Raw genomic sequence first — 14,466 nt, forward strand, 5'->3', positions numbered from 1 at the left:
CAGAAAGACGTCAATCTAGTCATTTCCCATGTCAATTCCTTGAAACGAGAAGAGTTTCAAGGAAAATCTGCTTACGACGTCTTCACCTTCACCTTTGGCGAGGACATCGCCGCTCTTCTGGGTTGCCAATTTGTCAAACCAGAAGACACACACTTATCACCTGATTTATTGAAATAAAGGGAATTTTCCACTCTAACTACACATCTTATCACCATCGAAAAGTCTCACACTAAACGCTAGCAACTGGAAGTTACTCTAAGACGACTCTGTTTTAGGGCTATTTGTCGTGCACTTTTTTCTGTGTCTTTTCGCTTTTGAACCCTTATATATCAAGAAAAAGAAAACCAGCGGAAGTTAGTCTAAGACGGATTTCTACCGATTTCACGCGTTTTTCTCATACTAAAAGCTAGGTTGTGGGAAACTGGAAGTTAGTTTTAGAAGTTACCAATATGATAAAATGAAGAAAATACGAAATCAAGGGGAAGTCTATGGAGCAGATTGGAAAAGTCTTTAGACAATTACGAGAGTCAAGAAATATCTCGCTGAGACAGGCGACTGGGGGACAATTTTCTCCGTCTATGTTGTCCCGATTTGAAACAGGTCAGAGTGAGCTTTCGGTGGAAAAGTTTCTATTTGCCCTAGAAAATATATCTGCTAGTGTAGAGGAAATCCTCTTTCTGGCGAGAGGTTTTCAGTATGATACAGATTCTGAGCTGAGAAAAGAAATCATAGATGTCTTGGACCTAAAGAATATAGCACCTCTTGAAGACTTGTATCGCAAGGAGTATCAAAAACATGCCTATTCTCAAAACAAACAGAAACATATTCTAAATGCTATTATTATCAAGTCTTATATGAAGAGTATGGATGAAAGGGTAGAGTTAACGGCAGAGGAAGGGAAAGTCCTTCATAACTACTTGTTTTCTACTGAGATTTGGGGAAGCTATGAACTCAATTTGTTCTCAGTTAGTTCGCCATTCTTATCTGTTTCTCTTTTCACTAGATATGTTCGAGAAATGGTTCGAAAATCTGATTTTCTAATGGAAATGTCTGGTAATCGAAACCTGTTTCACACCATGCTATTGAATGGTTTTTTAGCCAGTATTGAGTGTGAAGAATTTACCAATGCCTCTTATTTTAAACGTGTCATCAAAGAGCATTTCTACAAGGAAAATGAGACCTATTTCAGGATAGTCTATTTGTGGGCTGAAGGTCTTCTTGATAGCAAGCAAGGCAGAGTCAAGGAAGGTCAGAAAAAGATGGAAGATGCTGTCCGTATTTTTGAGATGCTTGGCTGTAATAAATCTGCCGAATACTATAGAAAAACGACCGATTGTTGAATATCTGCAAACCAAGAAAATCATTTGAAATTTTAAGCGATAGAACTGTTGGGCTCTCTCGTGTCATTGGAGAAATTCTATCGTTTCTTTTTGCTCATTTCATTTGTTGCATATATTCAAAAGTTTTTCCTCTAGAATTTCTAAGTGCTATACTATAGTCATACTTCACATAAGAACTTATACTCTTCGAAAATCTCTTCAAACCACGTCAGCTTCACCTTGCCGTACTCAAGTACAGCCTTCGGCTAGCTTCCTAGTTTGCTCTTTGATTTTCATTGAGTATTCGAACAAGAAGGGAGATTACTTATGAAACTATTGTTTAGAAATCACGCTTATCGACTCTTGACTTTGTCACGCTTCTTCAATGCTTTTGGTGCTTCGATTTTCAACCTGGTCTTTATCGTCTATGCATCGACCTTGCCACAAGCCTCTTTTGCTGTTGCTATGGCGAATATTGTCATGATTCTTCCGACTCTCTTTACAGTTTTTGTAGGGATTCGGGCAGATTACACGAGGGCCAAGGTCAAATGGATGGTCTATAGCGGTTTGTTTCAGGCGGTTTTATTTTTTCTAGCAGCCCTAGTTGTTCAGCAAGCTAGTCTCTTTGCCTTTTCTAGCCTGTGTTTAATCAATGTCATTAGTGATGTCATCAGTGATTTTGCAGGTGGTTTGCGCATGCCTCTCATTAAGGAAAAAGTAGCTGAAGATGATTTGATGGAGGCTTACTCTTTTTCCCAATTCATCACCTATATTTCAGCTATTGGTGGTCAAGCTTTTGGAGTCTGGCTCTTAGGGCTATCGGTCAACAATTTTTCCCTCGTTGCGGGAATCAATGCCTGTTTCTTCCTAGTATCAGCCGTCATCCTCTTTTTAGGAAAAAGCAAATTGAGCCTGTCAATTTCATCTCCTGATGGTGAATCACTAAAAAATGAGAAGCTTCCTATCAAAGACCAGTTCCTAACGATTTATCGGAATTTACGTCTCGTTTTTCTTAAAGGTGGACAGAAAAACTTTGGTTTTATGCTCTGTGCTGTCTTGCTTATCAATGCCTTGGGTGGCGCTTTAGGAAGCATCTATAACATCTTCTTTTTGAGCCATTCTCTTTTGGACTTTTCTTACACAGAGGCATTATTTATCAGTCAAGTCGGTGCTTTGTTAGCAATCATCATCAGTAGCCTTACGGGCAATGATTATTTTGGGAAGCAGTCCTTGCCTAGATTGATGATGTGGGTGACCGTAGGGCTCAGTCTAGTTGGTCTAGCTAATTTATTCAATCAAGTCGTACTTGGTTTACTATTTCTCTGTTCAACTCTGTATGTGTCTGGTAAAGTTCAACCAAAGATTAGTGCCATGCTCCTGAAAAATCTAGCTCCAGAGGTTCTAGCTCGTACCAGTAATTTTTTAGGTTTATTGTTTACCTTGTCCATACCTGTAGGAACAGCTTGTTTTTCACTTATAGCTGTATGGAATATACAGTTGACTTGGATGCTATTTGTTGGTCTTTCCTTGCTAGCTATTTTTTTGACAATTCTTAATCTCAAAAATGATCTCTAAATCCTAATTTTTTTCTCACTGTTTTAATCCCTCTATTTATGGTAAAATAAGACTATTAAGTTTAAAGAGGATTCCCTATGAAATTACAAAAACCAAAAGGAACGCAGGATATTCTACCTGCTGAATCTGCCAAATGGCAGTACGTTGAGGGCTTTGCCCGTGAAATTTTCAAGCGCTACAACTACGCAGAAGTGCGCACGCCTATTTTTGAGCATTACGAGGTCATCAGCCGCTCTGTCGGAGATACGACCGATATCGTAACCAAGGAAATGTACGACTTCTATGATAAGGGTGACCGCCATATTACCCTCCGTCCGGAAGGAACTGCGCCCGTTGTCCGTTCCTATGTGGAAAATAAACTCTTCGCCCCAGAAGTGCAAAAGCCAAGTAAGTTCTACTACATGGGACCTATGTTCCGTTATGAGCGTCCACAGGCAGGGCGTTTGCGCCAATTCCACCAGATTGGTGTTGAGTGTTTTGGTTCTAGCAATCCAGCTACCGATGTGGAAACCATTGCTATGGCAGCCCATTTCTTGAAAGAAATCGGTATCCAAGGTGTCAAATTGCACCTCAACACTCTTGGAAATCCTGAGAGCCGTGCGGCCTACCGTCAAGCCTTGATTGACTATTTGACACCGCTCAAGGAGACCTTGTCCAAGGATAGCCAACGCCGTTTGGAGGAAAATCCTCTTCGTGTTTTGGACTCTAAGGAAAAAGAAGACAAGGTGGCAGTAGAGAATGCGCCGTCTATCTTGGACTTCCTTGATGAAGAAAGCCAAGCTCATTTTGATGCTGTGCGTCAGATGTTGGAAAATCTTGGAGTAGACTATATCATCGATACCAATATGGTGCGTGGTCTAGACTACTACAACCATACTATTTTCGAGTTTATCACTGAGATTGAGGGCAATGACTTGACAGTCTGTGCGGGTGGTCGCTACGATGGTTTGGTTGCCTACTTTGGTGGACCAGAAACTGCTGGATTTGGTTTTGGACTTGGTGTAGAGCGCCTGCTTCTCATTCTTGAAAAGCAAGGTGTGGCCCTCCCTATCGAAAACGCCCTAGATGTTTATATCGCAGTTTTGGGCGAAGGGGCAAATGCCAAGGCCTTGGAGTTGGTACAAGCTCTTCGCCAACAAGGTTTCAAAGCAGAGCGTGATTACCTCAACCGTAAACTCAAAGCTCAGTTCAAGTCAGCCGATGTTTTTGCAGCTAAGACCCTCATCACCCTAGGAGAGAGTGAAGTCGAAAGCAGACAAGTAACGGTCAAGAACAACCAAACCCGAGAAGAAGTGCAAGTGTCACTTGAGACAATCAGCCAAAACTTCTCAGAAATCTTTGAAAAACTAGGATTTTAATTATTAAATATAATGGAATAAAAGAAGAGTATTTCTCATATTTTTAGAGGAGTAAATTGATATTGATAGATATTATTAGCATAATCTACAAGATTATTAGACCTATTGGAGAAAGTTATGAATACTAAAGACTATAACGGGATAAATATAAGAGATGAAATAAATAAAAAAATAAATGGATATAATAGAACGAGAGATAATCGAATTCATGCAAGCGAACGTTTATATTCTTATAGTAGTAAATGGGATACAGTGTTCTTTATTATGAATGTTATAGCAGTAAGTTTAGTAATTGGTTCTCTGATGAATATAGGCTCACATGTTGAAATATTTGTATCTAGTTGTTTTTCGTTATATACAGTTATTTTACAGTATTATTATAATTGTTTAAATTATAAGGAAAGAGCATTGAAATATCATTATCAACAATTAGAAATTGAAAAATATATTTTAGAATTAAAAGAACTACTTAGACTTGATAAGACCAATTCAGAACTAGAAGAGACATATAAAGTAATTTGGAATCGGTATATTTCAACTTTATCTGCTACGGAGAATCACTCTAAATTTGACGATGAAACAGTGATTTTTAATAAAGAAGGAAGTGGGAAGCGGCCTCGCGATTTTTCGGCGGATAACATTTTATATTATCTAAATATAGTGGTGATTATTTTGATTATTACACTTTATGTAGTAGATGTAGTAGGGACTATAATATGACAGAGGATGAAATTCTACAGTATGCATTTGACTATATCATGAGTGTAGCCAGAGAGAAGGTGTATAATTTACAATTTATTGCTATAATGAATTACTTTAAAATAAAGGATAATTTTCCTCGAATAGAGAATTATGGTTTGAATTATGAGGATTTTAGCAAAAAATACAAAAAATTCTGTGTAAGAGATTTTGTGTATAAGAAAGACTATTACTCTACCAGAGAGATGTATCTGATTGCTCCGTCATACTATCTTTATTATACTTTTAATGTTTTTAAATATTTTTATTATAATCAAGAATTTTTAAATTTTTCTCAAAAGAATATAAAAGTATTTTATTCGGGTGAATTATCCTTTGATAACCAAAATAAAATTTCAATAAATAGTAACTTTTCTAATTCTTATAAAAATTTTCAGCTTGAAAAAAGAAGTTTTATTGGTGGGAAGGCTTTAGTGATTGATATTCAGGACTTCTTTAAAAGTATTTCTACAGATAGACTTATTGAGATGTTAAATATCAAAAATAAAAATTGTTTTTGTAGACAAAGTATTGATAATTTAAAATTATTTTTTAATAATAATAATTTTGAAAGTTTACCCCAGTTGCATTATTCAATAGCTTCTTCAGTTCTATCACAATTCTATCTTATAGATTTTACTTGTGAAATGAACAGAATACTAATTAGAGAAAAATGTCAGGCTGTGAGGTTTGTTGACGACATGGTAATTAGTCTCCCTACGTATAAAAGATTGAAAAAAGTAAATGAAGTGCTGAATGAATTAAGTTATTTTTTATGGGAGAATCACCTCAATTTAAATTCTTCTAAAACTCAAATTCTTAAAAATAATGATTATAAAACTAATGTTGATATTATAGAAGATTCTTACTCTAATGAATCTAAGTCAAGCTATACTGTAAATAAAATAATTAATGATAAAGTAGATTGGTTATTAAAAAATCAGGCGGAAAATCTTATAAAATTTATTGAGGAATTAAGAAAATGTTTCTCGTCCAAAAGTGTGGATTTGAAAACATATCATAAATGTATAAAAAAGTATATATCTATAGACGGTGAGCATGCAACAAAAGTAATTAATCATTTAAATTACAGTAAAAAATGGAAAAATTTAGATAAAAAAATTCTAATTAAATTAATTGAGGACAATACATACATATTTTTCAATCCAATGCAATTTACAACATTTTTTCTGCTTATTTTTAAACATTTGAGGACATTGGGGTGTGAAAACCAATTTATTTTAGATAAATTTTTAAATGATTTAAAAAAGAAGAACCAACTCACTTTTCGAGAGGGGGTAATGACTATACAGTATTTCCTCCAAACGAAATATAATGATAAAGAATTGTTAGAAAAGATGAAAGATATAAATAAAAAATATGTTGAATTCTTAGATGAATTTTATAATGTATAGAATTAACGGAACGGATTTATAAAAAATTGTATCACAATGAAGTAGTTTAATTTATTTTAAAGGTCAAACTTGTATATTTAATTGATATCATTTCTATACTTGCAGGAGGAATTCACTGATTAACTCTTTTTGTTGCGACTGTATTCCACATTTTTATCAAGATGATGCAAATAACAATGCTAAGTCTTCATTCCAAATAGGAGGCCCATATGAAATTACTTAAAAACCTTGGCTGGTTTCTTCTAGCCATTCTATCCTTTTACTTTATCTATGGTCTGGTTCAGAGCATGGCGCTGTCAGCTCTTGGACTAGGGGCTTCAATCTTTGGAGTCTTACCACTTTATGTCGTCCTGTCAGGGGCCTATGTTTATGGAGTTTACAGATGGTATCAGACAGAAAAGGTTAGCATCCAGACGACGGTTTTTAATCGTTATATCTGGTTGCCTGCTCTGGTTTTGCTAGTGGCGATTACAGCCCAGTTCTTTTTACCAGATGATCCGTCGGTCAATCAACAAATTGTATCACAGCTGACAGTTGCTCAGCCTGTCTTTGGTTTCTTTATGGTAGTGGTCTTTGCTCCTCTGACGGAAGAACTTATCTTTAGAGGGATGTTAGCACGCTACCTCTTTCCTAAGCAGGACAATAGTAAACAAACTCTGATTTTTCTTCTGGTATCCAGTGTTCTGTTTACCTTGATTCATTTCCCAGGTGATGTGCAACAATTTTTTGTCTATTTTAGCCTTGGTTTTAGTTTGGGCTTGGCTTATATTAGCAGAAAAGGTCTGGTCTACAGTATTTCTCTCCACGCTTTAAATAATTTAGTCGGCTTTTTGATGATTCTCATGCTATAATAGAGTCAGGAGGTCACATGAAACGAGTAATTTTATTAGCAGTGATTCAAGCAGTCGTTCTATTTTTCATCATTGGGGGCTTAGCTTATGCCTTCAAGGGTGATTTCTTCTACAGCCATCTAGCAGTGGTCTTTGCCCCTATTGCCGGTATCTGGCGTTTTGGGACAGCTTACACAACAGAAATCGTCTTGCCTCGAAAGGCAGCTGAAATCGCTGAAAAGCGTAAAACAGGCAAAGATTCAAAATAAAAGAGTCCGGTGAACTTCATCGGATTTTTGTATGTGCGTCAATTTTTAGAGTCTTCACTTGATTTTTAAAGACTGGCAAACTTTTCTGATGATTTTCATGAAGAGCCTGCGCTTTTATGGTAAAATAGTAACAGAATAAAAGAGGAGAGAAACAATGAAACGTAGTATGTATGCTGGTCGTGTTCGTGAGGAACACATCGGACAAGAAATAACCTTGAAAGGATGGGTTGGCCGTCGTCGTGACCTTGGTGGTTTGATCTTTATCGATCTTCGTGACCGTGAAGGAATCATGCAGTTGGTTATCAACCCTGAAAAAGTCTCTGCAGAGGTCATGGCAACAGCTGAAAGCCTTCGTAGCGAATTTGTTATCGAGGTGACTGGACAGGTCGCTGCGCGTGAGCAAGCCAATGATAAGTTGCCAACTGGTGCAGTTGAGTTAAACGTGACAGCTCTGACAGTGCTGAATACAGCTAAGACAACCCCATTTGAGATTAAGGATGGTATTGAGGCCAATGACGATACACGTTTGCGTTACCGTTACCTTGACCTTCGTCGCCCAGAAATGTTGGAAAATCTGAAACTTCGTGCTAAGGTGACCCACTCTATTCGTAACTACTTGGATGAGTTGGAATTTATCGACGTGGAGACACCATTCCTTTCTAAGTCAACGCCTGAAGGGGCGCGTGACTATTTGGTACCGTCTCGTGTTAATAAAGGGCATTTCTATGCGCTTCCTCAAAGTCCACAGATTACTAAGCAGTTGTTGATGAATGCTGGTTTTGACCGTTACTACCAAATCGTCAAATGTTTCCGTGACGAGGACTTACGTGGAGATCGCCAGCCTGAGTTTACCCAGGTCGACTTGGAAACATCTTTCCTTACTGAGCAAGAAATCCAAGATATCACAGAAGGTTTGATTGCGCGCGTGATGAAAGAAACTAAAGGCATCGAAGTGAAGCTTCCATTCCCTCGTATGAAATACGATGATGCGATGGCTCTTTACGGTTCTGACAAACCAGATACCCGTTTTGACATGTTGCTTCAGGACTTGACAGAAGTGGTCAAAGGTGTGGACTTTAAAGTCTTCTCAGAAGCACCTGCTGTGAAAGCCATTGTGGTCAAAGGAGCTGCGGACAACTATTCACGTAAAGACATTGACAAAATGACTGAAGTGGCCAAGCAATACGGTGCCAAAGGTCTTGCTTGGATCAAGGTAGTTGACGGAGAATTAAACGGACCAGTTGCCAAGTTCTTGACTGGCATCCAAGCAGATTTGACAGCAGCGCTTGCTCTTGAAGACAAGGACTTGGTTCTCTTTGTGGCAGATACGCTTGAAGTGGCTAATGCAACACTTGGGGCCCTTCGTGGACGCATTGCCAAAGAACTTGGTTTGATTGATAACGATAAATTCAACTTCCTTTGGGTAGTTGACTGGCCAATGTTTGAATGGTCTGAAGAAGAAGGCCGTTACATGAGTGCCCACCATCCATTCACCCTTCCACAGGAAGAAACTGTACACGAATTAGAAGGTGATTTGGCTAAGGTTCGTGCCATTGCTTATGATATCGTCTTAAACGGTTATGAGCTTGGTGGTGGTAGCCTCCGTATCAACCAAAAAGACCTTCAAGAACGCATGTTCAAGGCTCTTGGTTTCTCAGCTGAAGAAGCAAATGACCAGTTTGGATTCCTTCTTGAAGCCATGGACTATGGTTTCCCACCACACGGTGGTTTGGCTATCGGGCTTGACCGATTTGTTATGTTGCTTGCAGGAGAAGAAAATATCCGTGAAGTTATTGCCTTTCCTAAGAACAACAAGGCAACTGACCCAATGACCCAAGCTCCTTCAACAGTCGCTCTTAAACAACTAGAGGAACTTAGCTTACAAGTAGAAGAAGATGAAACAAGCAAAACGAATTAAGCGGTGGCGCTATTATCTGCGTCGCTTTGCTTATCAGATAAAAATTTTACGTGTCTTACAAAGCATCTCTCGGGAAAAATATGATGAGAAGATTTCGGCCTCTCTGGTCTATGGTTTTTTATCAGCAGTAGCGGTCAATTTCTTTTTCCAACCAGGGCATGTGTATTCGAGTGGTGCGACAGGTCTGGCACAGATTATCTCTGCCTTGAGTAATCACTGGTTTGGTTTTCATATTCCGATTTCGCTGACCTTCTACGCCATTAATTTTCCTTTGATGGTCTTGGCCTGGTATCAGATTGGCCATAAGTTCACTATTTTTACCTTTATCACGGTATCCATGAGTTCCTTCTTTATCCAGTTTGTCCCTGTGGCAACCTTGACGGAGGATCCTATTATCAATGCCCTTTTTGGGGGTGTTGTCATGGGCTTGGGGATTGGTTTTGCTCTTCGAAACAATATCTCCAGTGGTGGGACGGATATCGTCAGCCTAACCATTCGCAAGAAAACTGGTAAGAATGTCGGTAGTATTTCTTTCTTGGTAAATGGGACCATCATGCTGATAGCAGGCTTGACCTTTGGTTGGAAATACGCTCTCTACTCTATGATTACCATCTTTGTCTCTAGCCGTGTGACAGACGCTGTCTTTACCAAGCAAAAACGCATGCAGGCCATGATTGTGACCAATCATCCAGATAAAGTAATTGAGAAAATCCATAAAAAATTGCACCGCGGAGCAACCATGATCCACGATGCAGAAGGAACCTATAATCACGAGAGAAAGGCAGTTTTAATTACTGTCATTACACGTGCAGAGTTTAATGAATTTAAACAGATTATGAAACAGGTGGACCCAGGGGCCTTTGTCTCTGTATCGGAGAATGTTCATATTCTGGGACGATTCGTTGAAACAGAAAATTAGTGACCAAAAAAACCAGCGCGAGCTGGTTTTTATTTTTCGATAATCTTGTGGGCGATTAACTGACGGTAACAAATTTGTTTATTGCTCTTAGCATCGTTGATAATCTGAAGAATCGTTTCAAATGATGTTTGACCAAGTTCTAGGCTATTAATATCGACATAGGCTGCCAAGTTGAGCTTGGGATTGACTGAGTCGAAGCTGAGAACAGGGACATCCAGCTGGTGCTTAGCGATGTAGTCACAGACTCCTTCAGCTAGGAGGCTATCAGTTGTAATGATAGCATCAATCATAGGATCGTGTTTAAATAAACGCTTACTGAATTGATAGCCCTTTTCTTCTAGGAATTCGTTCGCAAAATAGGTCAAGTTACTATCAAGAGGCAGTTGGTACTGTTTGAGTGCTGACTCATAGCCTGTTAAACGGTCTTGTGTTACGAAGAGTCTCTTAGCCCCTCCAATAAAGGCAATTCGTTTGCAGCCTTTTTTGATGAAATATTCTGTCGCATCAAAACCAGCTTGGACATTGTCATTATCGACAAGTGGAATAAAGGGGGACAGAGATTTTCCTAGGATGAGGAAGGGGAACTGCTCATCAGCCACCAGTTTGACTAAAGGATCTTCCTCTTCAGCATAAAGGAAGATTAAACCGTCTACACGTTTACCATAGACCATTTGTGAGATGGCAGTAAGACGCTCCTTCTCATCTTTCCCTGTTGCTATCTGAATGGCATAGTGGTTTTCAGAGGCGACTTGAGAGATGCCACGTAGGACTGATGGAAAGAAAGGATTTTGATAGAAGGCGTCTGAGTCGTCAGGAAGCACCAAGCCGATAACTTGGGTATAACTGCTTACCAAGCTACGAGCGTTGAGGTTGGGATGGTAATTGAGCTCCTTCATAGCCTTGCGAACGCGTTTTTTTGTTTCGTCGCTAATGGTTGATTTATTTTGAATAACACGGGTTACGGTTGAAGGCGAAACACCAGCAGCCTTGGCCACGTCTTTAATCGTAACGGGCATAAAAATCTCCTATTTATGGTAATCTGGATCACGGAAATGCGTTTTATAAAAGATAGTGACCAGATATAGAACAAAAAGAATGTTTTGTACAGTAATCAGAGTTGTCATATTTTGGCCAAATAAGCCCAAAATAAGCGTAATCAGAGTTGGTAATCCTAAACAGTTCAAGATAAAATGGTAGCACTCTTTAAAGGTTCTAAATGAAAAGAGGCGTGATTTCTTAGTGATATAAAGGAGAAGACTAGCTCCTAGAGAGACGATAAAGAAATTCAAACCAAAGAGGAAGCTGGCACCGAGAACTAGGAAGAGACTGATATAGACACGATTTTGTTGGTACCAGTCTTTAGAAATCGCTTGGGTCAAGCTGTCTTTGCTTTTGAAACTCTCGGTCTGAATGGCTCGGTAAGAGATGCGAGTCAGTTCCTTATTTTCCTTGCTGATGATCAGTTCTTTTGTATCGAAATGTAGTTGCAAGTCCTTCGGTAAGTCTTTGCTTTGACTTGGACCAATCACAATAGAAGGCGCTTGATTGGTAGTTCCTGTATAAGTTAAGTCGCCATCAACAATTCTAGCATGCTCAGAGAGATCCTGGACAACCTCATCTGTCAATGGTTCATAGACATTATCGATAAAGGTTTCTAGCGGATAAGTCTCCTGTGAGCTGTTTTGGATGGCAATGGGTACCATAGACAAGCTGATAAGGAAGATACTGGTAAAGAGTAGTTGAAACCAGTTGAGCCCGAAACGTTTGGACAGGGGCTTACGAAATCCCCAAATACTTGAAAAATAGGAAAATGGATATGGAAGCATAGGTATCTTTCTAAAAGGTGTTTTCTATATGAGTATTATTATATAGAGAAATGTGCTTTATTTCAAGTCTAGGAGAGAAATTGCTTGTTGCAAGAATATTATTTACAGTCACAAGCTCCAAAATGAAAAAGGGTGGCGGGGATATATTATCCCTTGTCGCCACCACTTGTAAGTCCTGAAACAAAGTTCTTTTGTAGGAAGAAGAAGAGAATACAGATTGGAAGGGCGATGAGGATAGCACCTGCTGAGAAGTAGGCAATCTTCATGTTTTTCGCATTGTTAACGAAGGTTTGGAGACCTACGGCAACAGTAAAGTATTCTTTCTCACGAAGCAAGAAACTAGAGAGGATGTAGTCCCCGAAAGGTCCCATGAAGGCCCAGAGAGCTTGTACGGCAACCATTGGGCGAACAAGTGGAAGAACAATTTGCCAGAAGCGGCGGAAGTGTCCTGCACCGTCTAGTTTTGCAGATTCGTCTAGAGACATTGGCACTGTATCGAAGTAGCCTTTCATGAGCCAAGCATTCATCGGGATACCACCACCAACGTAGAGGAAGATGAGGAACCAGCTGTGGTTAAGGGCGTTCAACATAAGCGCCATAACGAAGAAGGCTGTCAAAGCGGCCATGGTTGGCACCATTTGGATAATCAAGAAGAAGACCAAACTTTGTTTACGAGCCAAGAAGTTGTAACGGCTGTATGCATAACCAGCAAGTACGATGATACTTGTTTGAACAGCCATAGTAATCAAGGCAATGATCAAAGTGTTGAGGTACCAAGTACCGTACAAGGTTTCAGAGAAGAGCCCTTGGAAGTTAGCAAAACTAAAGTCGACGTTGCTGTCTAGTTTAAAGGCTACTACGTTACCAGTCTTGAAGGCTGACATAATGGTAATCAAAAGTGGATAGATAATCACGATTGAGAGACCAATCAAGTAAAGGTATGTAAGGGTTTGAGTCAGTCTACGTTTGAGTTTAATTGAGTTATTCATCTTAGACGTCCTCCATATCAAATGCGTGTAGTTTCTTGAATGCGATCATAGAGATTGAGATGACAATGATAGAGATAATCAAGGTAACAGCTGCCGCCATTGAGTATTGAGGAGATGTACCTGTTGTCAAACGGTAGATCCATGAGATCAAGATATCGGTTGAACCAGCTCCACCACCGACACTACCAGGTCCTCCAGCATTGAAGAGGTACATGATAGAGAAGTTGTTAAAGTTGAAGGTGTATTGACTAATCAAAGTAGGTGCAGCAACAGCCAAGATCATTGGGAAAGTGATGTTGCGGAATTTTTGCCAAGCATTGGCACCGTCAATATAAGCTGCTTCGTAAAGGTCGTTAGGAATAGATTGCAAGATACCCAAGGTCAAAACGTAGATGTATGGGAATCCGAGCCAACCTTGCATCATAATCAAGGCAATTTTAGTCCAAGTTGGGTCTGTTTTCCAAGGAATAAGAGCCCCATCAAGGAAAGGAAGGAATTTAGACAAGATTGGCAATACTTGAGTGTTGATAGCTCCGACACTATCGTTAAACATGTTTGAGAATGTCAAGATAGTGATGAAGGCTGGAACAGCCCAAGGAAGAAGGAAAATAACACCGAAGATACGTTTTCCTTTGATAAATGGTTGGTTAGCAATGATAGCTGTGAAGATACCGATGACGATTTGTAAAGTAGAAGCTGCCAAAGCCCAGATGATAGTCCAAGAAAGAACGGCACCGAAGGCAGAACGGAAGGTACTCAAACTCCAGATGTTCGTAAAGTTGGTCAAACCAACCCAGTCCAACAATTTGTTTGGTGGCAAGTGTTGGAAGTCATAGTTAGTAAAGGCGATCATCAAGGTTACGATAACTGGGAAGATAATCGCAAAGGTCATGGCAACATAAGATGGAATGATCAAGAGGTAAGGGAAGCCATTTTCATAAATCCCTTTGATCATGTCTTTGAGGGTACGTGGAACTGGAATTCCATTGTTAATGCGTTTTGCAATTGTATGTGCATCTTTGATATTTGAGAAATAAAAGAGTACATAAACGACTACAAAGATTAAATGGAAGGCACCACGAATCAGCATAAAGAGGGAATTATCACGACCTGGTTTGTCACCAAGAGTGATGAGATTGCTCAATTCAGGGGCTGCAAGTGATAGGAAGTAAAGAACAAATACAAGGGTTACACCAAGGAAGATAAAACCTTTGGCTTTTTGTTTATTGTAAATCTGTCCTAACCCAGGAATGATAGACAGCAGGGCTGCTTTACTAGGTTGTTGCTTTTCCATAATAACTCCTTTCATA

Annotated in this window: 13 protein-coding genes and 1 pseudogene; 10 read left to right on the forward strand and 4 right to left on the reverse strand. The window is 39.2% G+C overall.

Going from position 1 to position 14,466, the window contains the following annotated elements; translation table 11 throughout:
* The 10 genes and pseudogenes from N8L33_RS08155 to N8L33_RS08200 form a co-directional block, all read left to right on the forward strand.
* A pseudogene (locus N8L33_RS08155) lies at positions 1–177 on the forward strand (IS30 family transposase); the annotation flags it as partial.
* A 311-nt stretch (positions 178–488) separates the two neighbouring features.
* Positions 489–1,340 (forward strand): helix-turn-helix domain-containing protein, encoded by an 852-nt coding sequence (locus N8L33_RS08160; RefSeq protein WP_261059554.1) that lies wholly within the window; start codon positions 489–491, stop codon positions 1,338–1,340.
* Positions 1,341–1,646: 306 nt separating this feature from the next.
* On the forward strand, positions 1,647–2,894 hold the full coding sequence (locus tag N8L33_RS08165) for an MFS transporter (protein WP_261059555.1): 1,248 nt from the start codon (positions 1,647–1,649) through the stop codon (positions 2,892–2,894).
* A gap of 77 nt (positions 2,895–2,971) precedes the next feature.
* A complete protein-coding gene (gene hisS / locus N8L33_RS08170) occupies positions 2,972–4,252 on the forward strand; it encodes a histidine--tRNA ligase (protein WP_261059556.1) in 1,281 nt (426 codons plus the stop codon).
* A gap of 117 nt (positions 4,253–4,369) precedes the next feature.
* Positions 4,370–4,972: an SLATT domain-containing protein gene (locus tag N8L33_RS08175; protein WP_261059557.1), complete on the forward strand. Its 603-nt coding sequence runs from the start codon at positions 4,370–4,372 to the stop codon at positions 4,970–4,972.
* On the forward strand, positions 4,969–6,405 hold the full coding sequence (locus N8L33_RS08180; RefSeq protein WP_261059558.1) for an RNA-directed DNA polymerase: 1,437 nt from the start codon (positions 4,969–4,971) through the stop codon (positions 6,403–6,405). Before N8L33_RS08175 ends, N8L33_RS08180 begins: the two co-directional genes overlap by 4 nt.
* A 209-nt stretch (positions 6,406–6,614) precedes the next feature.
* The gene (locus tag N8L33_RS08185) at positions 6,615–7,256 is read left to right on the forward strand and encodes a CPBP family intramembrane glutamic endopeptidase (protein WP_261059559.1); all 642 of its coding nucleotides are present in this window, start codon (positions 6,615–6,617) and stop codon (positions 7,254–7,256) included.
* Positions 7,257–7,273: 17 nt separating this feature from the next.
* Positions 7,274–7,504 (forward strand): hypothetical protein, encoded by a 231-nt coding sequence (locus N8L33_RS08190; protein WP_261059560.1) that lies wholly within the window; start codon positions 7,274–7,276, stop codon positions 7,502–7,504.
* Positions 7,505–7,658: 154 nt separating this feature from the next.
* Positions 7,659–9,422 (forward strand): aspartate--tRNA ligase, encoded by a 1,764-nt coding sequence (gene aspS / locus N8L33_RS08195; RefSeq protein ID WP_261059561.1) that lies wholly within the window; start codon positions 7,659–7,661, stop codon positions 9,420–9,422.
* On the forward strand, positions 9,400–10,341 hold the full coding sequence (locus tag N8L33_RS08200) for a YitT family protein (protein ID WP_125443456.1): 942 nt from the start codon (positions 9,400–9,402) through the stop codon (positions 10,339–10,341). Before aspS ends, N8L33_RS08200 begins: the two co-directional genes overlap by 23 nt.
* Positions 10,342–10,370: 29 nt before the next feature.
* On the opposite strand, the gene N8L33_RS08205 is transcribed toward N8L33_RS08200, so the two are convergent.
* From N8L33_RS08205 to N8L33_RS08220, 4 genes are all read right to left on the reverse strand, one after another.
* Entirely contained in the window at positions 10,371–11,357 is a 987-nt protein-coding gene (locus tag N8L33_RS08205; RefSeq protein ID WP_261059562.1) for a LacI family DNA-binding transcriptional regulator, read from the reverse strand.
* Positions 11,358–11,366: 9 nt separating this feature from the next.
* Positions 11,367–12,167 carry a DUF1189 domain-containing protein gene (locus tag N8L33_RS08210; RefSeq protein ID WP_261059563.1) on the reverse strand — a complete coding sequence of 267 codons (801 nt, stop codon included), beginning with the start codon at positions 12,165–12,167 and terminating at the stop codon, positions 11,367–11,369.
* Between the two features lie 146 nt (positions 12,168–12,313).
* Positions 12,314–13,156 (reverse strand): sugar ABC transporter permease, encoded by an 843-nt coding sequence (locus N8L33_RS08215; protein WP_084891159.1) that lies wholly within the window; start codon positions 13,154–13,156, stop codon positions 12,314–12,316.
* 1 nt (position 13,157) lies between these two features.
* Positions 13,158–14,450 carry a carbohydrate ABC transporter permease gene (locus N8L33_RS08220; RefSeq protein WP_261059564.1) on the reverse strand — a complete coding sequence of 431 codons (1,293 nt, stop codon included), beginning with the start codon at positions 14,448–14,450 and terminating at the stop codon, positions 13,158–13,160.
* Between the last annotated feature and the right edge of the window lie 16 nt (positions 14,451–14,466).

The organism is Streptococcus mitis (assembly GCF_946188695.1).
Classification (GTDB): domain Bacteria; phylum Bacillota; class Bacilli; order Lactobacillales; family Streptococcaceae; genus Streptococcus; species Streptococcus mitis_DF.